Source organism: Chakrabartyella piscis, from assembly GCA_030067835.1.
In the GTDB taxonomy this organism is placed as follows: domain Bacteria; phylum Bacillota; class Clostridia; order Lachnospirales; family Anaerotignaceae; genus Chakrabartyella; species Chakrabartyella piscis.
This window is the reverse complement of sequence record CP092441.1, coordinates 1,746,598-1,767,764: the sequence shown is the minus strand read 5'-3', so window position 1 is coordinate 1,767,764 and position 21,167 is coordinate 1,746,598. Positions and strand designations below refer to the sequence as shown.

Annotated in this window: 18 protein-coding genes; 16 read left to right on the top strand and 2 right to left on the bottom strand. The window is 37.4% G+C overall.

The window, feature by feature from the left end; all coding sequences use genetic code 11:
- The first annotated feature begins 21 nt into the window (after positions 1 to 21).
- The 5 genes from mscL (at position 22) to MJY40_RS07840 (ending at position 5,021) form a co-directional block, all read left to right on the top strand.
- Positions 22 to 432: a large-conductance mechanosensitive channel protein MscL gene (mscL, locus tag MJY40_RS07860; protein WP_317853693.1), complete on the top strand. Its 411-nt coding sequence runs from the start codon at positions 22 to 24 to the stop codon at positions 430 to 432.
- Between the two features lie 391 nt (positions 433 to 823).
- Positions 824 to 1,258 carry a MarR family winged helix-turn-helix transcriptional regulator gene (locus tag MJY40_RS07855; RefSeq protein WP_317853692.1) on the top strand — a complete coding sequence of 145 codons (435 nt, stop codon included), beginning with the start codon at positions 824 to 826 and terminating at the stop codon, positions 1,256 to 1,258.
- A 59-nt stretch (positions 1,259 to 1,317) separates the two neighbouring features.
- On the top strand, positions 1,318 to 2,676 hold the full coding sequence (locus tag MJY40_RS07850) for an MATE family efflux transporter (protein ID WP_317853691.1): 1,359 nt from the start codon (positions 1,318 to 1,320) through the stop codon (positions 2,674 to 2,676).
- A 150-nt stretch (positions 2,677 to 2,826) separates the two neighbouring features.
- Positions 2,827 to 3,102 (top strand): metal-sensitive transcriptional regulator, encoded by a 276-nt coding sequence (locus tag MJY40_RS07845; RefSeq protein ID WP_317853690.1) that lies wholly within the window; start codon positions 2,827 to 2,829, stop codon positions 3,100 to 3,102.
- Positions 3,103 to 3,113: 11 nt separating this feature from the next.
- Positions 3,114 to 5,021, top strand: coding sequence for a heavy metal translocating P-type ATPase (locus MJY40_RS07840; protein WP_317853689.1), 1,908 nt, complete (start codon positions 3,114 to 3,116; stop codon positions 5,019 to 5,021).
- 142 nt (positions 5,022 to 5,163) lie between these two features.
- Here the strand turns inward: MJY40_RS07840 and MJY40_RS07835 are convergent, their stop codons facing one another.
- Entirely contained in the window at positions 5,164 to 5,856 is a 693-nt protein-coding gene (locus MJY40_RS07835) for a hydrolase (RefSeq protein ID WP_317853688.1), read from the bottom strand.
- Between the two features lie 259 nt (positions 5,857 to 6,115).
- Between MJY40_RS07835 and MJY40_RS07830 the strand changes: the two genes are divergently transcribed.
- The 6 genes from MJY40_RS07830 (at position 6,116) to MJY40_RS07805 (ending at position 13,670) form a co-directional block, all read left to right on the top strand.
- Entirely contained in the window at positions 6,116 to 7,033 is a 918-nt protein-coding gene (locus tag MJY40_RS07830) for a hemolysin family protein (protein ID WP_317853687.1), read from the top strand.
- On the top strand, positions 7,023 to 7,535 hold the full coding sequence (locus MJY40_RS07825) for a ferritin (protein ID WP_317853686.1): 513 nt from the start codon (positions 7,023 to 7,025) through the stop codon (positions 7,533 to 7,535). The genes MJY40_RS07830 and MJY40_RS07825 overlap by 11 nt, the downstream gene beginning before the upstream one ends.
- A gap of 177 nt (positions 7,536 to 7,712) precedes the next feature.
- Complete coding sequence (locus MJY40_RS07820; protein ID WP_317853685.1) at positions 7,713 to 8,393, top strand: cell division protein ZapA; 681 nt, start codon at positions 7,713 to 7,715, stop codon at positions 8,391 to 8,393.
- 29 nt (positions 8,394 to 8,422) lie between these two features.
- Positions 8,423 to 10,849 (top strand): U32 family peptidase, encoded by a 2,427-nt coding sequence (locus tag MJY40_RS07815; RefSeq protein ID WP_317853684.1) that lies wholly within the window; start codon positions 8,423 to 8,425, stop codon positions 10,847 to 10,849.
- Positions 10,850 to 10,852: 3 nt separating this feature from the next.
- Entirely contained in the window at positions 10,853 to 12,283 is a 1,431-nt protein-coding gene (locus MJY40_RS07810) for an FtsW/RodA/SpoVE family cell cycle protein (protein ID WP_317853683.1), read from the top strand.
- Complete coding sequence (locus tag MJY40_RS07805) at positions 12,276 to 13,670, top strand: peptidoglycan D,D-transpeptidase FtsI family protein (protein ID WP_317853682.1); 1,395 nt, start codon at positions 12,276 to 12,278, stop codon at positions 13,668 to 13,670. The genes MJY40_RS07810 and MJY40_RS07805 overlap by 8 nt, the downstream gene beginning before the upstream one ends.
- A 142-nt stretch (positions 13,671 to 13,812) precedes the next feature.
- Here MJY40_RS07805 and MJY40_RS07800 read toward each other — a convergent pair whose 3' ends face one another.
- Positions 13,813 to 14,439 carry a formate/nitrite transporter family protein gene (locus MJY40_RS07800; protein WP_317853681.1) on the bottom strand — a complete coding sequence of 209 codons (627 nt, stop codon included), beginning with the start codon at positions 14,437 to 14,439 and terminating at the stop codon, positions 13,813 to 13,815.
- A gap of 494 nt (positions 14,440 to 14,933) precedes the next feature.
- Between MJY40_RS07800 and MJY40_RS07795 the strand changes: the two genes are divergently transcribed.
- The 5 genes from MJY40_RS07795 (at position 14,934) to MJY40_RS07775 (ending at position 21,142) form a co-directional block, all read left to right on the top strand.
- Positions 14,934 to 15,713, top strand: a complete 780-nt coding sequence (locus MJY40_RS07795) for an acyl-CoA dehydratase activase (protein WP_317853680.1) — start codon at positions 14,934 to 14,936, stop codon at positions 15,711 to 15,713.
- Positions 15,714 to 15,758: 45 nt separating this feature from the next.
- On the top strand, positions 15,759 to 17,030 hold the full coding sequence (locus tag MJY40_RS07790) for a 2-hydroxyacyl-CoA dehydratase subunit D (protein WP_317853679.1): 1,272 nt from the start codon (positions 15,759 to 15,761) through the stop codon (positions 17,028 to 17,030).
- Positions 17,031 to 17,043: 13 nt separating this feature from the next.
- A complete protein-coding gene (locus MJY40_RS07785) occupies positions 17,044 to 18,168 on the top strand; it encodes a 2-hydroxyacyl-CoA dehydratase subunit D (protein ID WP_317853678.1) in 1,125 nt (374 codons plus the stop codon).
- 119 nt (positions 18,169 to 18,287) lie between these two features.
- Positions 18,288 to 19,862 carry an acyl CoA:acetate/3-ketoacid CoA transferase gene (locus tag MJY40_RS07780; protein ID WP_317853677.1) on the top strand — a complete coding sequence of 525 codons (1,575 nt, stop codon included), beginning with the start codon at positions 18,288 to 18,290 and terminating at the stop codon, positions 19,860 to 19,862.
- 74 nt (positions 19,863 to 19,936) lie between these two features.
- Positions 19,937 to 21,142 (top strand): hypothetical protein, encoded by a 1,206-nt coding sequence (locus MJY40_RS07775; RefSeq protein ID WP_317853676.1) that lies wholly within the window; start codon positions 19,937 to 19,939, stop codon positions 21,140 to 21,142.
- The last annotated feature ends 25 nt before the right edge of the window (positions 21,143 to 21,167 follow it).

The following is a 21,167-nucleotide window of genomic DNA, read 5'->3' as shown; positions in this document are numbered from 1 at the left end:
GCAACAAAAAGGAGATGTAGTATGAAGGGGTTTGCAAGCGAATTTAAAACATTTATTACAAGGGGTAATGTCATTGACTTGGCAATTGGCGTGATTATTGGTGGTGCTTTCACAACCATTGTCAATTCTTTGGTGAAAGATGTGGTAATGCCAATCATTGGAATTTTGTTCAATGGTATTTCCTTCACAGATTTGAAATATGTGATTACACCAGCAACAAAAGAAGTGGCAGAATCTGCAATTTATTATGGCAATTTCATTCAAAATATCATCACATTCTTATTGACTGCATTTGTGGTATTTATGATGGTAAAAGCAATCAACAAAGTACATAAGAAAAAAGAAGAACCTGCACCAGCTCCAGCAGAACCTGTGATTCCAGATGATGTGAAGCTGTTGATGGAAATTAGAGATTTGTTGCAAAGTAAATAAGATTTGATGGGTAAGGTGGCGAGAGTTGAACCCACTCGGTTTTGTGATAAAATTCTTCTCCCTAGGCTGCGTTATCCTCAATCACCGTACCTTTAGGTACGATTCAATCGTCTGCCTTGCTAGAAAAAAGAATTTTCATCCCAAAACTGCCTGCATCCTCAACGAAAAATAAATCTAGAATTTTTGGTGCATCCGATTGAGGAATAGCCAAAGCTATTTTGATTGAGGATAAACCGAAAAGGCTTATTTATTTTCGCTGAGGACGAGTGTGTTCAATTCTCGCCGCCTTAATGCGGACTTTCGGGTTCGCTTATTTTTATGTAATTTTCACTTGACAAATTGTGATTTCATGTGTAATATTGTTTTGTACAAAACAAAAAGGAGGTACATCATGGAAAACAAAAAAACTACTTTGGAAATGATCAAAACAGTACATCTTGCCAAAAGAGAAATTGATAATGTGCTTTCTAAGGGTATGAACAAAGAGGTTTCTGTGCCACAAGCTCATGTAATTTCCTTTGTTTTTGATCGGAGCAAAGCAGATGATGTATTCCAAAAGGATATTGAGGAAGCTTTTGAATTACATCGTTCATCGGTCAGTTTGATGATCAGCAATATGGAAAAAAATGGACTTATCAAACGAGAGCCAGTCAAAGAAGATGCACGATTGCGTAAAATTGTTTTGACAGAAAAGGCGTTGCAACAACAAGCGGAAACGGAGCGGTTGATAGCAAAAGCCAATGAAAAAATTTTGGAAAATATCACAGTAGAAGAAGAAGCGGCACTCATTCATATTTTAAAAAAAATACAACGAAATTTAAAGTAATTGATTTTGTTGTATTCTTTTGGGATAGATAGTTTGGTGCAAAACAAAAGGAGAGTGAAATGGATATATCAAACAAAAAACAGGATTTATTTGAAAATCAACCAATTTCCAAGTCAGTTTGGACATTGGCACTACCCACCATCGCATCAATGATGGTTATGTTATTTTACAACTTAGCGGATACATTTTTTGTAGGACAAACAGGAGATGCAATGCAGGTTGCAGCGGTATCTTTGACGATGCCAATTTTTATGCTATTCATTGCTTTGGGAAACTTATTTGGCATTGGTGGCAGTTCTGCAATTTCCAGATATCTAGGTGCAAAACGAACCGATGATATCAAACATGTCAGCAGTTTTTGCTTCTATGGTGCACTTGGAGCAGGTCTATTGATTGGTGTTTTGGGACTTATTTTTATGGAAACTGTTGTACTTTTAACAGGAGCAACAGAAGCTACATATGCATATGTATATGAATATTTGACATATCTTGCTTTTGGTGCACCATTTATTGTTTTGGCAAATGCCTATGGTAATGTTGTGCGTAGTGTAGGACTTGTAAAAGAAGCCATGATTGGGATGATGATTGGTACCATTGTCAATATTGTTTTGGACCCCATTATGATTTTGACTTTGGATATGGGTGTCATTGGTGCAGCAGTTGCAACGGTGATTGGAAATGTCATTGCATCTATTTATTACGTAATCTTATTGCAAAAAGGAAAATCAGTGTTGTCCATTCAACCAAAAGATTTTACATTACAAGGTAAAATTGTATCAGATGTATTTAAAATTGGAACACCAGCATCTTTGAACAATCTCTTAATGAGCATTGCCAGCTTGATTTACAATGTATTCTTAAGTGGTTATGGAGATATTCCAGTTGCAGCAATGGGAATCGCTTTAAAAGCCAATATGCTTTTGATTATGTTGTATCTTGGTTTGACTATGGGGGCACAACCTTTGATTGGATATAACTATGGTGCAGGCAATTACACAAGAATGAAACAAGTCATCAAATACATCATTACAGTTGCTTTGAGCATGGGTGTTGTCATTGCATCCATCTATTTTGTCACAGCAGAAACCATTGTGTCTGTATTCATCAACGATGCAGAAGTTATTGCATATGGAACCATTATGTTACGAGCACAGGCAGTATCTGGTTGCTTGTTGGGAATTATGTTTGTCTCTATGTCCACTTTACAGTCTATGGGAAAAGCAATGGCATCTTTGGTTTTGTCTGTCAGTAGACAAGGGTTGCTCTTTATTCCAACCATCTTCATTGTCAACTATTTGTTTGGTTTGGATGGTTTGATTTGGGCACAACCTGTTGCAGACTGTATTTCCATTGTGGTTGCAATCATCTTATTGACTGTTACTTTGAAACAAACACAAGAAATTGCAATAGAACGTTGATGGTATTGCAACATTTTGACACAACTGGGTGATAAAATTAAGGAGTAGATCTTTTGGTCTGCTTCTTTTTTGTTCTTTTTTCTTGACATTTATTTGCAAAAAGGATATTATGTACCCATACCCCCTATGGGTACTAAAGGAGGAGAAAATATGAAACAATGTATGGACGTAGATGCAATCAATATGCGTCTCAAAAAAATTGAAGGTCAAGTACGTGGCATTCAAAAAATGGTCAATGAAGACAAACCTTGTGAAGATATTTTGGTGCAAATTGGAGCAGTGAAAGCAGCACTTCACAAAACAGGTCAAGTGATTTTAGAAGGTCATATGCATCACTGTGTGTTGGATGCAGTGCAAGATGGTCATGGTGATGAAGCCATAGATAAATTGGTTTCTGCACTCAATAAATTTTCAAAAACTTTATAAGGAGAAAAATTATGGATGAATTTATGGAAAAACTCAATTCGATACCAATGCTTTGGGTTTCAGGTTTATTTTTGCTAGCAAGTTTTCTTTTGGAATATATCTTTCCAATGATGGAAATTTCTGTTGTCTGTCCAGTGAATCCAGCATGGGTATCTTTGTTGATTTCTGGAACACCAATTGCCTATTGGGCAGTGGTTACGGTTATGGATAAAAAAATCACATCACCACTTCTCATTACCATTGCTATGGTTGCAGCTGTTTACATTGGCGATGTTTTTGCAGCTGGTGAAGTTGCATTTATCATGGCAATTGGGGAATATTTGGAAGGTAGAACTGTAGAAAAAGCAAAAAGAGGTATTGAATTGTTGTTCAATCTTTTGCCAAGTGTTGGTAGAAAAATTACAGTGGATGCATCTGGAAATACAACAGAAGAAATGGTAGAAGCAAAGAATATTGCAGTTGGTGATATTTTACGTGTATTGCCAGGTGAAAGTTTTTCAGCAGATGGTGTGATTGTCAGTGGAACCACAACTGTGGATCAATCTATCATCACAGGAGAATCTTTACCAGTGGATAAAGGCGAAGGTGATGATGTATTTACAGGCACCATGAATCGTTTTGGTTCTGTGGATATCCAGGTGACCAAATCCTTTGCAAATTCATCTTTACAAAAAATGATTCAATTGGTTGCAGAAGCAGAAGAACAAAAGGCACCTACACAAAAAACAGTGGACAAATGGGCATCTTATTTGGTTCCATCTGCTTGTATCATTGCCATCATTACATATCTCGTGTTTATGTTTGGATTCCAAGCACCAGACGCAGCTTTGACAAGAGCAGTTACGGTTTTGGTTGTATTTTGTCCATGTGCATTGGCACTTGCAACACCAACTTCCATTATGGCAGCAATCGGTCAAGCAACAAAAAATGGTGTGCTCATCAAATCAGGAGAAGCTTTGGAACGTATGGGTATGGTATCTACAGTTGCATTTGACAAAACAGGAACCATTACCCTTGGAAATTTGGCAGTCAGTGACATTGTTTCATTTGTAGGAGATGAAAATAAATTGATGCCAGTGGTATCGGCTGTAGAAAGCAGATCAGAACATCCAATTGGAAAAGCAGTTGTCAATTATGCAAAGAAAAACCATTTGGAAGCACTGGAAATCAAAGACTTTGCAATGCAAGTGGGTAAAGGTGTTTTGGCGTCTGTTGATGGCAGTATGATTTTCTGTGGCAATGAAAAATTGATGGAAGCAATCAACTTGGAACTATCAGATGAAATTCATAAAAAAATAGCTGGATTAAGAGAAGAAGGAAAAGCAGTCATCATTGTTGCAAATGAAAGTGTGGTTATGGGTATTGTTGGTTTGTCTGATGAAATCAAGGAAACATCAGCAAAAGCCATTGCAACTTTGCATGATTCTGGTATCAAAAACACCATTTTGTTGACAGGCGACAATGAAAAGAGTGCAAACTTCATTGCAGAAAAAGTTGGAATTACAGAAGTACATGCATCTTTGTTGCCAGAAGGAAAAGTTGCTGCAATCCAATCACTTATGGAACAATCTGTCAATGTGTGTATGGTTGGTGATGGTGTCAATGATGCACCTGCACTGAAAACAGCTTCTGTTGGTATAGCAATGGGCACTATGGGCAGTGATATTGCCATTGATGCAGCAGATATTGCCATTATGGGTGATGATATTTCTAAAATTTCCTATTTGAAAAAATTATCTGATGCAACCATTTTCTCAATCAAATTCAATATAACCTTAGCAATGACCATCAACTGTATTGCCATTGTGTTGTCTGTAATGGGTCTATTGACACCAGCAACAGGCGCTTTGGTACACAACGCTGGTTCTGTATTGGTTGTTTTGAATGCTGCTAGATTGTATGATAAAAAAATAATTTAAAATAATAAGTCCCAATTCAAGATAAAAAGGCTTAATAAGAAGGCGTAGGGTCGATGCCCTCATCGACCCGTTTAACTATAAAAATAAAAAAGCTCATACCATAATTTCAAATCGTGGTGTGAGCTTTGTTTTTATTTAAATTTTATTTGTTATTTTGACTTTCTTCATGGTCTTTGCGATATCGACTCATCATACCGTGGAATAGTTCAGCAGCAGTTGGTGGTGTAAAACTAATGGCATTTGCACCAGCTGCAATGGTTTCTTTGATACTTTGACGAGTAGGACCACCCGTTGCAATAATGGCAATATCGGGATGTTTTTCTCGTATTTTACGAACCACTTCAGCAGTTCTTGCAGCAGCAGAAACATTCAAAATGCTACAACCAGCTTTGATACGACCTTCAATATCAGAATTTTCATCCAAAACAGTGACAACAATGGGAATATCAATAATATCATGAATGTGATGAATGACTCTATTGGTGGTTGGTGCATTGACCACAACTGCCATGGCGCCCAAGGCTTCAGCATCCTTTGCCAACATAACCACACGAGGACCAGTTGTAGTTCCACCGCCAACGCCACAAAAAACAGGCATACTGGAAGATGAAATAATGGAATCTGCAATGATTTGTTGTGGTGTAAATGGATATACAGCCAAAACAGCATCTGCATTACAGTTGCGAATGATGGCAATATCTGTTGAAAAAACAAGGGATTTGATGTTTCTACCCCATATATCAATACCGCTTGCAGCATTGATTTCAGATGGCATTCTAACAATGTGTTGACGCAATCTGCTATTGACTTGTGGAATGTTTGTGTTTTCTATCATAGTAGCTCCTTTCGAAGTTGCTGTTTATAGTATGGCAACACCGCTGGATCCTCTATCACAAATTTTGCAATCAGGGTTATGCGGTATCGTCTATGGATATATTTTACAGGGAATCAGATACTGTGTCAAGTTAGGAAACCGTAAAGAATATATAAGTGTTTGCCATTATAAGGAAGGAGTTCTTGACAGAATACCCATTTCGTACTACACTATGAATGAAAGATGAAACTGATTGTATATTTATGAAAAGGATGATTGGATGGAAGTATTGCTTGCCATATCCGTTTTTGCCAATATTATTTTGGTGATGGTATGGGTATTGACAAATGGAAAGAAAGAGAAAAACCCTGTTACAGCAGAAGATATTAGAATGATGGTAGATGCTGGTGGTGACAATGGTACATTAGATGAATCAGAAAAAGAAATGATCAACAATATTTTTGAAATGGGTGATACCTTTACAGGAGACATCGCAACCCATAGAACGGATATTTCTGCTATCTCCATTGAAGCGGATTTTGAAGAAGTTTTGGATGTTATGACCAATGATAAATATTCAAGGGTGGTTGTATTTGAAGACAATATTGACAATGTAGTTGGTGTGTTGCATTTGAAGGACTTCTTTGAGTTTGTGTTGCATAGAAATCGAGAAGAATTTCAGTTGAAAGAAGTGGTTCGAGAAGCATTCTTTGTTCCATTTTCCAAGAAAATTGATGAACTGTTTCGAGAAATGCAACGAGATAAAATCCATATGGCAATTGTCATTGATGAATATGGTGGCACTGCTGGTTTGGTGACTATGGAAGATATTGTGGAAGAAATTGTAGGCAATATTTTCGATGAATACGATTTGGAAGAAGAAGAAGAAATCACCCAAATTGGAGAAGATGCATATCAAATCTTAGGTACAACAGATATTCAAGATGTAGAAGAAAAATTGGAAATACAATTTGATGACAACGATGATTATGATACTTTGGGTGGATATCTCATAGGTGTTTTGGGTAGAATCCCAAAAGAAAATCAAAAACCAAGAGTTTTGTCCCATGGTTGGATGTTTGAAATTGAAAACATTGAAGAAAAACGAATTGAAAAAGTTATTGTAACCAAAAGTACACAAGAATATATACAACAAGAAGAAGAGGCGTCTGAAGGAGGATATGAATATGTTGAATGAAAAAATCGTAACCCTATTGAATGCACAAGTGAACAAAGAATTTTACTCTGCTTATTTGTACTTGGATTTTGCAAATTACTACGAAGACAAAGGCTTGTCTGGCTTTGCAAACTGGTACCATATCCAAGCAAAAGAAGAAAGCGATCATGGATATTTGTTCTATCAATATTTGCACAACAATGGACATAAAGTGCAATTGGAAGCAATTGCAAAACCTGATGTTCCTTTGGATGGTTTGATGGATGGACTCAAAGCTGCAATGGCACATGAAATTTATGTAACAAATTCCATCAATGAAATCTATGCAGTGGCACAAGAACTTCATGACTATAGAACAGTGCAATTCTTGGATTGGTTCATCAAAGAACAAGGTGAAGAAGAAACCAATGCAAACAATTTGATTACTAGAATGGAATTGTTTGGTGGCGATGCAAAAAGCTTGTATATGCTGGATAGCGAATTGGGTGCTAGAGTATATTCTGCTCCATCTCTTGTATTGTAATTTCAAAAACGTTGAAAAGTGTGTGCTGAAAATGCATGCACTTTTTTTAATGAATTGTAAGAATCTCAAAGAAATAAATGTTTCTTCCCAACAGGTTTTGTGGTATACTTATGAATGAAAATCTATGTTGAAATCTAAAAATTTATATATATAGTAAGGGTATAAGGGGGTATCGTAATGCGAAATAGCACAAGGGTTACAGTGGATGGCAAGTCATTTATGCTTAGGGGGGAATCTACTGTAGAGCACATTCAACAAGTTGCAGAATACGTGGATGCAAAAATGGCAGAAATTCGTAGAGAAACTGTAGGAATTCGTTTGGACCCAACTATGGCATATATATTGACTGCTCTCAATATTACCGATGACTTCATTAAAGCGGAAAACAAAGTAGTTGCTTTGGAAAATGATAAAAATGATTTGGAAAATGAAAATGAAGAATTGCGTAAAGTCATACGTACACTCAAAGCAGAACAAACTGGTCGCAAAACACCAGCAATGCAATATAGCAAAGCAGATTTGAACATTGTTCTAGCAGAAGGGGATTTGGAACAAGAAGACGAGTATTTGGAAGATGAATATGCAGAAGATGATACATATTTTGGCGATGCAGATGATTTTGATGAGTACGAAGCAGATGAATTGATGGATGAGCCTTTGGAAGAAGAATATGAAGAAAACGATGATAGAGAAATTCCTTCTTATATAGAAGAATTGGAGGATTTGGAAGAAATTGAAATTCCACGTATCATCAGAGATAAAATGTATGCAGAGCCAGAACAAATGGTATTGCCATATGCGCAACAAGCAAGAAACGCAAGAAATGCAAGAAGTGCAAGAAATCGCAAAAGAAGATAATGTGATTTCAGATCAGAAGGGAGTCTTATATGACTATGAATCGAAAACCAGAACTGCTATCACCAGCAGGTTCTATGGAAAGTTTGAAAGCAGCAGTTTGCAATGGTTGTGACGCTGTTTATTTGGGTGGGAAATCCTTTAGTGCCAGACAAAGTGCTGGTAATTTTTCATTGGAAGAAATAGAAGAAGCATGTGACTATTGTCATTTGCGTGGCGTTAAGGTATATGTAACGGTAAATACCTTATATAAAGAAAAAGAAATGGCAGACTTTTTGGTTTTTGTAGGCAAATTATATGCTATGGGTGTAGATGCATTGATTTTGCAAGATACAGGTGCAGCACAGTTGGTACATGCACAATATCCTGATTTTATGCTACATGCAAGCACACAAATGACAGCAAATTCCTTGGCAGATGTGAAACATTGGGACTCTATGGGATTCTCCAAAATTGTTTTGAGTAGAGAATTGTCTGTGGATGAAATTCAAGAAATTGTAGCAGAAGCGGAAGCAGAAATTGAAACCTTTATCCATGGTGCATTGTGTGTATCCTATTCTGGTCAATGTATCATGAGTAGTATGCTTGGTGGAAGAAGTGGCAATAGAGGTAGATGTGCACAAACATGTCGTTTGCCATATACCCTATACAAAGGTACAAACCAAATGCAAGAAGGTTACTTGCTTTCTCCAAAAGATGTGCAAACTGTTACCATTTTGCCACAACTCATTGAAGCTGGCATTGCATCCCTCAAAATTGAAGGTAGAATGAAAAATCCTGAATATGTAGCAGGTGTTACGGGCATTTATCGTAAATATATTGATCTATACTTTGCAAATCCAGAAGGCTATGCAGTGGCAACAGAAGACATCAAAGCATTGACACAATTGTTCAATCGAGGTGGATTCACAGAAGGGTATTATACATCTACAGCCGGTGCAGATATGATGAGCATTGAACGTCCCAAAACATGGGGGCTTAAAATCGGTATTGTAGATGACTACATTCCCAAATACAAACGTTTGACCATTAGAACACGTGAACCATTGGTGCCTGGTGATGGTATCGAAGTTTGGACATCCAGAGGACCTCATGTGGGTACCTATCTTTCCAAACATTCCAAAGCAGGTGAAGTCATTGCAATTTCTATGGAAGGTGACATTCAAAAAAATGATGTGGTGTATCGTACTTATGGTAAATCTTTGACCGATACTTTGAACAAAACATGGGAAAAGGATAGTAGAAAATTGCCTATTTATGGTGTGCTGCGTGTGAAATTGGATCAACCAATCTCTTTGCAATTGACAGATATGGGTGGTAGCAGTGTATTTGTCACAGGTGAAGTGGTAAAAAGAGCAGAAAATCAACCAATTCTTCCTATGAAACTACGTCAACAAACAGAAAAAATGGGCGCAACTCCATTTGTATTTGAAAACTTGGAAGTGGATGTGGATCGTGATATCTTCGTAAATATTTCTGGTGTCAACCAATTGCGTAGAGAAGCGGCAGAAGCTTTGGAAGCAGCCATCATCAAACGCAGCAAACACAAAGAATTGCAACCTAAAATAGAAGAAAAAGCACAAAAACCATTTGTATTGCAGAAAAAGGTTCATGCTTTGGTTTGTGAAATGAGCCAATTGGAAGGTATTCTTCCTTTGAAAGGCATTGAAGCCATTTATTTTGAATTGACACAAAAGAACGAACGTCATTTCGATGCAGCAATTGAATATTGTAAAGAAAAAGGTATTCAGTTCTATGCAGCATTGCCACAAATCACAAGACAATGGAAATTGGCAAAGGATACAGAGTTGATTTCTCGTGTTATGGAGAAAGATGTGGATGGTTTCTTAATTCGTTCTGCTGGTCAATTGGCACAAGTGAAGAATAGTGGCAAGAAAATTGTGGTAGACTATACGTTGAATGTAATGAACGAAGAAGGTGTCAACTTCTGGAAACAACAAGGTGCTGACGTGGTCTGTGTTTCTGTGGAATCCAATTTGGAAGAAATCAACCAATATGCAGATGCAGATTGTCAAATGGTGGTATATGGTTATTTGCCATTGATGAAAACACAACAATGTCCAATAGGTAACTTTGTGGGTGGTAAAGAAGGTAATCTCTACTGTTCAGAAAAAAATAGTGGCGAATTGTATTTCTTGAAAGATAGAAAAGATATGAAATTCCCATTACACCCAGATTGTGAAAGCTGTGTCTGTACAATTCTCAACAGCAAACCAATGTTTACATTGAAATTCTACAATGAAATTTTGGAAAGTGTCACAGGAACTGTACGTTTGGACTTCACAAAAGAAGGTGGAGCAAGAACCAATAAGGTTGCAAAGGCATATGCTGAAATGACAGACAATTGGGAAAAAGTAAGTGATGCAACAAGAGTTTTATTAGATGAAATGAATGACCGTGGCAATACAAAGGGTCATTTCTTCCGTGGAGTGGAATAAAATATGTTTGATTTATTAATTGTACTCAGCAGATATGTATTTGTGTTTTATATCATCTTGTTCTTGTGGCAAGGTGTTGTATATGTTGCGTATGAACAAGGGGGTTACTTTGGTAACCCTTTTCGTGCCATATCGGTACAAAAAAGAATATTGGTTTGCTATCATCTCACTGCATTTTTGATTTTGGGATACAATAGAGAAACGTTGATGTATCAGTGGCAAGTGGTGGCATTTGGCTTTGCAGGACTGGTGTTCCTGTTGGTTGCAATGTATGTTTTGAATCGGTTTTATAAAGATGGATGTCCATTGATTTGGATGGGTGTTCTGTTCTTATTGGATACCAGTTTGATTATGTTGCAACGATTGAATGCATCTTTGGCATATCGACAATTGGCATTTATTGTGTTTGGTGTTTTTGTGGTGCTTTGCATTCCAAGAATATTGAAACTGATTCCGAAATTTGAAATTTTTGAATGGGCATATATCATTGTCAGCTATGGTTTGCTCATTTGCACGTTGTTGTTTGGTGTATCCCATTATGGTTCCACCAACTGGTTGAAAATCGGTAGCATCACCTTCCAACCATCAGAAATTGTCAAATTTTTGTATATTTTCTATTTGGCAAGTGTATTTCGTAAAAAAGTGGATTGGAAAGAGTTTTTGACCACAGGATTTTTAAGTTTTGGGTTGATTATTCTATTGGTGTTCCAAAAGGACTTGGGTAGTGCGTTGATTTTCTTTGTCACTTACCTATCTTTGTTGTATATTGCAACTTCCAATTTGGTTTTGATGGGTGTTGGATTGGGAAGTGCCAGTATTGCAGCCATTGCATCCTATCATTTGTTTAGTCATGTACAAGTGCGTGTATCTGCTTGGCAAAATCCATGGTCAGATATTGAAGGTGGCGGTTATCAAATTGCCAACTCATTATTTGCAATCACAACATTTGGGTTCTTTGGTTGTGGTTTGACCAAAGGATATCCTACAGTGATTCCAGTAGTGGAAAGTGACTTTATCTTTGCAGCCATTGCAGAAGAATTTGGTGTGATTTTTGCTTGTGGTATCATTGGTATTTTTGTTATGCTTTTGTATCGTGGTGTGCGTATTGCTTTGGACTGTGGTAGAAGATACTATAGTATTTTGGCATTGGGCATCACAGCGATTTTATCTTTCCAAACATTTCTAATCATTGGTGGTGTCATCAAATTGATTCCATTGACTGGTGTAACATTGCCTTTTATCAGTTATGGTGGTAGTTCTGTTTTGGTGAGTCTGATTATGATTGGTTTGTTGCAATGGGTTTGTATCTATTGTAAAAAACATGGTGATGGCACACAAGGTAAAGAGAAGAAAACACCATCAGCAAAAAAAACAGCTTCTACTAAAGAAAAAGTAGAAGTAAATGAAGTGTCAGGTGGTGAAGCATATGAATAATATGAAGAAAAGCATTAGACGTGTGTTTTGGATCTTGGCAATTTGTTTCTTCTTATTGTTTGGGTATATGGTGCATTTGGTTGTGGTGCAAAGAGATGGAATCATCACCAATAGTTACAATGTGCGTTTGAATCGTGATGATGCAACCATTCAAAGAGGCAGTATTGTGGATTGTGATGGTATGGTCATTGCAAGAAGTGTTTTGCAAGCAGATGGCACATATGTGCGTGAATATCCAAGATATCGTATGTCTGCACACATCACAGGATACAATTCTATGGGGAAAGCAGGCTTAGAACTATCAGAAAACTTTACACTTTTGAATTTGCACAATGAAATTTTGCAAAGGGTGCAAAGTGTAGCTTTGGGTACTGAATTGGTTGGCGATTCCATACAATTGACCATTGATATGGATATCCAAAGTTTGGCTGGCGATTTATTGGGTAGTGCCAATGGTGCAATAGTGGTGATGGAACCAGATACAGGCAAAGTTTTGGCAATGCAAGCATATCCGGACTACGACCCCAATACCATTGCAGCTGATTGGTCTAGTTTGCGTGAAGATGAAAACAGTCCTTTGGTCAATAGAGGAACACAGGGGTTGTATCCACCAGGATCAACCTTCAAATTGATGACTGCTTTGTATATCATGCAAAATTATGACAATTGGGAAGATATCCAATACACTTGTACTGGAGAAGCCAGCTTTGCAAACAAAACCATTCGTTGTTATGGAAACACTGCTCATGGAGATTTGGACTTGAATGGTGCTTTGACGGTATCTTGCAATTGTTTCTTTGCAGAATACGCAACACAATTGGGTCAAGATGATTTGTTGGATACGATGTTGGATATGAGTATGTTGGATAAAATTCCATTTGATGTGGCAACTAGCTTGAATCGCATTGGTTTGAGTGGTGATTCCACAGAAAGTGAATTGGTGGAAACCTCAATTGGTCAAGGAAATACTTTGGTGACACCTTTGTATATGGCAATGTTTGCATCTGCAATTGCAAATGATGGAGAAATGATGACACCTTATATGGTGGATCGTGTTATATATAGCGATGGTAGTTATGGTAGTAGTGCATCACCTGATGTGTTCCAAAAGATTATGTCTGATGAGGAAGCGGATTTGCTGACTGATATGATGGTTTCTGTAGTATCAAGTGGAACAGGTACAGCAGCTCAAATTTCTGGCTATACTGTAGCAGGTAAAACAGGAACTGCTGAAAATGCAACTGGAAATGATCATTCTTGGTTCATTGGATTTGCACCAGCAGAGGATCCACAAGTTGCAGTAGCAGTTTTGATTGAAAATTCAGATAAATATGGAAAAGCAACACCAATTGCAAAACAAATGTTGGAATTTGCTTTGAACCAATAAAAAAGAACCATATCTTCTACTATATAATAGAGGATGTGGTTTTTTTGTTCCAACTAAAGATAAATGGACTTAATATGATAATGTAGGGGTCGATGCCCACATCGACCCATTTGACTTAATTGGTTTTTTACTTTTTAAAAAATTATTTACGGATTTTGAAAACTTGCAAATATGTAGGAATGATGAAAGCACCAACTGCATTACCAAGGGTATTCACCAATAAGAATGTCACAACTTCTAAGGTAATGTTACCATTTAAGTTGAAGAAGAACATATTGGCGATAACGTGTTCAAAACCGCTTAGAATAAATACAACAATTGGCATAAATAATGCAACAATCTTCATATTTGCATTTTCAGCAGTTCTATATCCATCCACAGCAAGGAACATCAAAATACCACAGAAAATACCCAAAATGAAAATACTAGAAAGCGCATCTCCACCTTTTGCAACAATAATTGGTTCCAAACGAGCCAACAATGCTTCTGCATGTCTGGTAAAGAGTACAAGTTTAGCGGTAATCATAGTTCCAAAGAAATTACCAAGCAAAGTGATTCCAACTTCAAGTAAGTAGATTGGTTTTTCTGTGAAGATATAACCGACTTTACCAGTAAAAAGTTGCAACTTGAATGTTACGATCGCAAATAAGCCAATGACGAAAAGCATACTTCCCAGCAATGTGCTTTCAACAGTCAAAAAGGCAATGCCACCAATGGCAATGATCATACCAGCAAGTGCAGCTGATACAAACTGACGAATTTGTTCCATGAAAAATCCTCCTATAATATGGGGGGGGTATTGTTTACAACTACTTGCATCTAATAAGTAGTTTTTTAACTATACTAAACGGATAGGGTTTTGTCAATTTAAAAATGTAAAAAAATTAACGAAAAACCAATATGTTTCACGAAAAATACATGGATTCACTTTGATAATTCATTCTCAAACATAAGTGTTTTAAATTCAATTGATTCAGAATCAGGTAAAAAATCAGATATAAATGCAATAAACACATGTTAAATGGATATATGAAAAGCAGTTCGCATGCGAAATATATCGAATATCTATTGAAAAATGGGTTGTTTATTGGTAAAACTCACATAATCTGTGGGGAAATGTATGGAAAACACAAAATATTTGGGATAATAATAAATTTTTAACAATATATGTTGCAATCATTATACAAAAGTGCTATAATCAATACGATGGAATTGAGGCAATTTGAATATGATATAAATTTGTATCATTTAGGAGGAAATCAAATGTATACAATGGGAATAGATGTCGGTTCTGCTTCTTCTAAGGTAGTAATCTTAAAAGATGGAAAAGACATAATCGCATCTGAAGTTGTACAAGTAGGTACTGGTTCAACTGGACCTGCAAGGGCTTTGGAGTTGGCATATCAAAAGAGTGGCTTAACAAGAGAAGATATCTCTTTCTTGGTTGCAACTGGATATGGTAGATTTGCATTTGACGATGCTGATAAACAAATTAGTGAAATCAGTTGTCATGCAAAAGGAATTTATTTTTTGGTGCCATCTGCAAGAACAATCATTGATATCGGTGGACAAGATGCGAAAGCAATCCGCTTAGAATCCAATGGTAGTATCAAGCAGTTTTTTATGAATGATAAATGTGCCGCTGGTACAGGTCGTTTCCTTGATGTTATGGCAAGAGTTTTGGAAACTACATTGGACGAGATGGCATTATTGGATGAGCAAGCAACAGAAACAGCGCCCATTAGTAGTACTTGTACTGTGTTTGCAGAATCCGAAGTTATTTCTTCTCTTTCCAATGGTGTGAGCAGAAATAATATCATCAAAGGCGTTCATCTTTCCGTTGCCAGCAGAGCCTGTGGTTTGGCTTATAGAGGCGGGTTGGAAATGGATGTTGTAATGACAGGTGGCGTGGCACAAAACGCTGGTGTAGTGAGAGCTGTTGCTGGTGTTTTAAAGAAAGAAGTAATTGTGGCTCCAAATCCACAAACCACTGGTGCTCTCGGTGCAGCGTTGTTTGCATATGAAGCAGCACAAAAAAGATAAATGTCGCTTACGAGACAGTAAAAAAACGAAGAAAGAGGGATTAGAATGAGTTTAACACAAGGTATGAAAGCAAAACAATTGTTGGCCTACTACCAAGGCAAGGCTGACCAAGACGCAAGAGATGCAAAAGCAAGAGGAGAACTTGTATGTTGGTCTGCTTCTGTAGCTCCACCAGAATTCTGCGTGGCTATGGGTATTGCTATGATTTATCCTGAAACACATTCCGCTGGTATCGGTGCTAGAAAAGGTGCTTTGGATATGTTGGAAGTTGCTGATAGAAAAGGCTACAACATCGATTGCTGTTCCTATGGTAGAGTAAACATGGGCTACATGGAATGTTTGAAAGAAGCTGCAATTACAGGCGTAAAACCTGAAGTTTTGGTGAACTCTCCTGCAGCTGACGTTCCTCTTCCTGACTTGGTAATTACATGTAACAATATTTGTAACACATTGTTGAAATGGTATGAAAATGTTGCAGCGGAATTGGATATTCCTTGCATCGTAATCGACGTACCTTTCAATCATACAATGCCAGTTCCTGAATATGCAAAAGAATACATTGCAGCTCAATTCAGAAACGCAATCGCTCAATTGGAAGTTATTTGTGGTAGACCTTTCGACTACAAAAAATTCCAAGATGTAAAAAATCAAACCCAACGTTCTGTATATCACTGGAACAGAATTGCTTCTATGTCTCAATACAAACCATCACCTTTGAACGGTTTCGATTTGTTCAATTACATGGCTTTGATCGTAGCTTGTCGTTCTTTGGATTATGCTGAAATCACATTCAAAGCATTTGCTGATGAGTTGGAAGAAAACTTGAAAGCTGGTCTTTACGCATTCAAAGGCAATGAAAAAACCCGTGTGCAATGGGAAGGTATTGCTGTATGGCCACACTTGGGTCACACATTCAAATCCTTGAAAGGTCTTGGCGCAATTATGACTGGTTCTGCTTACCCTGCTATGTGGGATTTGTCCTATGATGCAAATGATGAAACATTGCATTCTATGGCAGAAGCTTACACAAGAACATATATCAACACATGCTTGGAAAACAAAGCAAATGTTTTGATGGGTATCATGGAACGTGGTCAAATCGACGGTGCTATCTACCACTTGAACAGAAGTTGTAAACTTATGAGCTTCTTGAACGTAGAAACTGGCGAAATGATCAAAGCAAAAAATGGCAAACCATATGTAAGCTTTGACGGTGACCAAACAGATCCTCGTACATTTGCTCCAGCACAATTTGATACACGTGTGCAAGCATTGGTTGAAATGATGGAAGCAGATATTGCTGCCGTAGCAGAATAAGGAGGAGAAAACGATGAGTAGAGTAGAAGCTATCTTAACACAATTGAAAGACGTTGCTGCGAATCCTGCAAAGGCTTTGGCAGATTATAAAGCAGAAACTGGTAAAGGCGCTGTAGGTATCATGCCTGTATACGCTCCAGAAGAAATGATTCATGCTACAGGTTTCTTGCCAATGGGTATCTGGGGTGCTCAAGGCAAAACTATTTCCCAAGCTCGTACATACTTGCCTCCATTCGCATGTTCCATCATGCAACAAGTAATGGAATTGCAATGTGAAGGTGCATACGATGAACTTTCTGCAGTATTGTTCTCTGTACCTTGTGATACTTTGAAATGTTTGAGCCAAAAATGGAAAGGTACATCTCCTGTAATCGTGTTTACACATCCTCAAAACAGAGGTTTGGAAGCTGCTAATCAATTCTTGGTAACAGAATATGAATTGGTAAAAGCGCAACTTGAAAAATACTTGGGCGTAAAAATTACAAATGTTGCTTTGGAAAACTCCATCGCAGTTTACAACGAAAACAGAGTTGCTATGCGTGAATTCGTAGAAGTTGCTGCTGAATATCCACAAGTAATTGATGCTGTTAGCCGTCACGCTGTATTCAAATCCAGACAATTCATGTTGAAAGAAAAACACACTGAATTGGTAAAAGAATTGATCGCAGAAGTGAAAGCTATGCCTGTTGAACCTTGGGATGGCAAAAAAGTTGTGGTTACAGGTATCATGTTGGAACCAAACGAACTTTTGGATATCTTCAATGAATTCAAAATTGCTATCGTTGCTGATGACTTGGCTCAAGAATCCAGACAAATTCGTGTGGACGTATTGGACAGCGAAGAAGGACCTCTTTACAGATTGGCTAAAGTATGGCAACAAATGTACGGATGTTCTTTGGCTACAGACACCAAAAAAGGCCGTGGCAAAATGCTCATCAACAAAACAATTCAAACTGGTGCAGATGCAATCATCGTGGCTATGATGAAATTCTGTGATCCAGAAGAATGGGATTACCCAGTAATGTTCAGAGAATTCGAAGAAAAAGGCATCAAAAACTTGACAATCGAAGTTGACCAAGAAGTTTCTTCCTTTGAACAAATTAAAACAAGATTGCAATCTTTCGTAGAAATGATGTAATCTGAAAGAAGGATTTCTTGGAATCTTTCAATAAGAAGCATAATCAATACACTGGGGTGGGATTCTGCTCCGGTGTATTCTTTTAACAAGACAACAAACATATTTAGGAGGATTTTATAATGAGAAAAGTTCCCATTATTACAGCTGATGAAGCTGCAATGCTCGTAAAAAATGGTGATACACTTACAACAAGTGGTTTCGTTGCAAGTGCTATTCCAGAAGCATTGAACAAAGCTGTAGAAAAAAGATTTTTGGAAACAGGTGAACCAAACAACATTACTTATGTGTACTGTGGTTCCCAAGGTAATAGAGATGGTCGTGGTGCAGAACATTATGCTCACGAAGGTTTGCTCAAAAGATTCATTGCTGGTCACTGGGCAACAGTTCCTGCTCTTGGTAAAATGGCTTTGGAAAACAAAATGGAAGCATACAATGTTTCTCAAGGGTCCTTGTGTCATTTGTTCAGAGATATCGCTGGTCATAAACCAGGTTGTTTCACAAAAGTAGGTTTGGGTACATTTATCGATCCTAGAAATGGTGGCGGTAAAATGAATCCAAGCACAACAGAAGACATCGTAGAATTGATGACCATCAAAGGTCAAGAATATTTGTTCTACCCAGCATTTCCACTTAATATTTGCTTGATTCGTGGTACATATGCTGATGAATCTGGTAACATTACATTTGAAAAAGAAGTTGCTCCTTTGGAAGGTACTTCTGTATGCCAAGCTGTTAAAAACAGTGGTGGTATCGTAGTGGTACAAGTAGAAAGAGTTGTAAAATATGGTACATTGGATCCTCGTCTTGTAAAAGTTCCTGGTATCTACGTAGATTACGTTGTTGTTGCAGATCCAGAAGATCATCAACAAACATTGAGCTGCGATTACGATCCTACACTTTCTGGCGAAAAACGTGCTCCAGATGTACAACCTGCTCCATTGCCTTTGAGCGCTAAAAAAATCATTGGACGTCGTGGTGCTGTAGAATTGGAAAAAGACGTTGCTGTAAACTTGGGCGTTGGTGCTCCTGAATTTGTTGCTTCTGTAGCAAGTGAAGAAGGCATTGGCGATTTCATGACATTGACTGTAGAAGGTGGCCCTGTTGGTGGCGTGCCTCAAGGTGGTGCAAGATTTGGTTCTGCACAAAATCCTGATGCTGTAATCGATCAAGGATACCAATTCGACTTCTATGATGGTGGTGGTTTGGATCTTTGCTACCTTGGCTTGGCTGAATGTGATGGCAAAGGTAACATCAATGTTTCCAGATTTGGTCCTCGTGTTGCTGGTTGTGGTGGTTTCATCAATATCACTCAAAACACACCTAAAGTATTCTTCTGTGGTACATTCACAGCTGGTGGTTTGAAAGTTGATGTTGTTGATGGCAAAGTAATTATTGTTCAAGAAGGTCGTCAAAAGAAATTCTTGAAATCCGTTGAACAAGTTACTTTCAATGGTGATGTTGCTATGCAAAACAAACAACAAGTTATGTACATGACTGAAAGATGTGTATTCGAACTCAAAGAAGACGGTATGCATTTGTCAGAAATCGCTCCTGGCATTGATTTGCAAACACAAATCTTGGATGTAATGGAATTTGCTCCAATTATTGATAAAGATGAAAATGGCGAAATCAAATTGATGGATGCTGCTTTGTTCGCTGAAGGTCTTATGGGCTTGAAAGAATTGAAAGCATAATATTGTAAATTGAAATATACTATAAAGCCCTCTGTTTTGTGACAGAGGGTTTTGTTTCCATAGGAGATGATTGGATGCAAGCATTGGAATGTAAATTTGGAAATTTGACTTTGAAAAATTCTTGGGTGATGTCTGCCAAAGAATTGGGCTTTTTGGATGCAAATGAATGGGCTGCTTTTTATTTGGAAAGAGCCAAATTTGGTGTGTCTGGAATTGTATTTCCTGTTTCAGAAGTGCAAAAGCAAGAACCATCAGTTGTAAAACAGTGTTTGCGAGGTTTGGATGAGTTGCAATGTATATCATTTTTACAAATACAATTGGGTGTGCTTGATTTGCAAGCAAAACTGGAATTTGCACTGGAAATGGGCTTTTTGGGTGTTGTATTGGAGATTAGTTCACAGATAGAAGCAAAGGATATTTCTTTGCTACAAGAAGTGTTTGCAACATACAATCAAAAATGTTCAATTTTCATTGGTGTATCTGATTTGAATGACAAAAACTATGAATTGATCACAAGTATAAAGGGTGAAATTCATGGTGTATGCATCTTGAACTGTCCAGAAGAAAATGATCTGGAAGAATTGATCCAATGCAAAAAGAACCTTTCTATTTCAATGATGATCATGATGGGAAATATTAAGATGGAAAGTATCGAAAAATGCTTGCAAAATCAGGAATTTGATGCTATCCTGACATGGAAACCCCTGGTATGTGATACAAAGTTTGTGGACAAGTTGGAACGTGATATGCCACCAATACCTTGTCAAGAATGTGGTGTGTGTACATTGGAATTGCCAGTGACATGTCCATATCATCCAGAGGTGGGTAGTGAATATTTTGAAACGCAAAGAAGAAAAATTGCAACAAGAAAAGAAGTTTGTATTTATGGGAATGGAATTTCTGCTGGTTATGCTGCAAAAAAAGCCTTGGAAAGAGGATTTCCAACAACTATTTGCAAAACGAAGGACCTAGAAACTTTTGTACCACAGTCAGATGCATTGCATCAATATCAAATTGCTCTATATGATGAGTTGGATGCATTGGGTGTGAAATTTGAAGAGATTGAAGGTGGTTTGAGTGGTTTTTTACGGGAAAGAAAACCATATTTCACTTTGTTCTTCCAAAAAAATCAAGAGGATAGCTTGGTTATGGAAACCATGTTTGATTTGTTGGATGAACGCTTGTCTTGTGCAAAGTTTTTAGAAGGGCAAACCAAAACAGAAATAGAAGAATCGTTGGTTGATGTATATCAGTTTTTCAAACAATTTTATTTGGCTTAAGAAAACAATTAAAATATTGACATAT

Excerpts from the sequence above, each read along its gene's own strand:
- MJY40_RS07850 (WP_317853691.1), top strand. The coding sequence starts at position 1,318 with ATGGATATATCAAACAAAAAACAGGATTTATTTGAAAATCAACCAATT.
- MJY40_RS07785 (WP_317853678.1), top strand. The coding sequence starts at position 17,044 with ATGAGTAGAGTAGAAGCTATCTTAACACAATTGAAAGACGTTGCTGCG.
- MJY40_RS07800 (WP_317853681.1), bottom strand. The coding sequence starts at position 14,439 with ATGGAACAAATTCGTCAGTTTGTATCAGCTGCACTTGCTGGTATGATC.
- MJY40_RS07810 (WP_317853683.1), top strand. The coding sequence starts at position 10,853 with ATGTTTGATTTATTAATTGTACTCAGCAGATATGTATTTGTGTTTTAT.
- MJY40_RS07780 (WP_317853677.1), top strand. The coding sequence starts at position 18,288 with ATGAGAAAAGTTCCCATTATTACAGCTGATGAAGCTGCAATGCTCGTA.
- MJY40_RS07815 (WP_317853684.1), top strand. The coding sequence starts at position 8,423 with ATGACTATGAATCGAAAACCAGAACTGCTATCACCAGCAGGTTCTATG.
- MJY40_RS07775 (WP_317853676.1), top strand. The coding sequence starts at position 19,937 with ATGCAAGCATTGGAATGTAAATTTGGAAATTTGACTTTGAAAAATTCT.
- MJY40_RS07825 (WP_317853686.1), top strand. The coding sequence starts at position 7,023 with ATGTTGAATGAAAAAATCGTAACCCTATTGAATGCACAAGTGAACAAA.
- MJY40_RS07835 (WP_317853688.1), bottom strand. The coding sequence starts at position 5,856 with ATGATAGAAAACACAAACATTCCACAAGTCAATAGCAGATTGCGTCAA.
- MJY40_RS07845 (WP_317853690.1), top strand. The coding sequence starts at position 2,827 with ATGAAACAATGTATGGACGTAGATGCAATCAATATGCGTCTCAAAAAA.
- MJY40_RS07840 (WP_317853689.1), top strand. The coding sequence starts at position 3,114 with ATGGATGAATTTATGGAAAAACTCAATTCGATACCAATGCTTTGGGTT.
- MJY40_RS07855 (WP_317853692.1), top strand. The coding sequence starts at position 824 with ATGGAAAACAAAAAAACTACTTTGGAAATGATCAAAACAGTACATCTT.
- MJY40_RS07820 (WP_317853685.1), top strand. The coding sequence starts at position 7,713 with ATGCGAAATAGCACAAGGGTTACAGTGGATGGCAAGTCATTTATGCTT.
- MJY40_RS07795 (WP_317853680.1), top strand. The coding sequence starts at position 14,934 with ATGTATACAATGGGAATAGATGTCGGTTCTGCTTCTTCTAAGGTAGTA.
- MJY40_RS07830 (WP_317853687.1), top strand. The coding sequence starts at position 6,116 with ATGGAAGTATTGCTTGCCATATCCGTTTTTGCCAATATTATTTTGGTG.
- MJY40_RS07805 (WP_317853682.1), top strand. The coding sequence starts at position 12,276 with ATGAATAATATGAAGAAAAGCATTAGACGTGTGTTTTGGATCTTGGCA.
- MJY40_RS07790 (WP_317853679.1), top strand. The coding sequence starts at position 15,759 with ATGAGTTTAACACAAGGTATGAAAGCAAAACAATTGTTGGCCTACTAC.
- mscL (WP_317853693.1), top strand. The coding sequence starts at position 22 with ATGAAGGGGTTTGCAAGCGAATTTAAAACATTTATTACAAGGGGTAAT.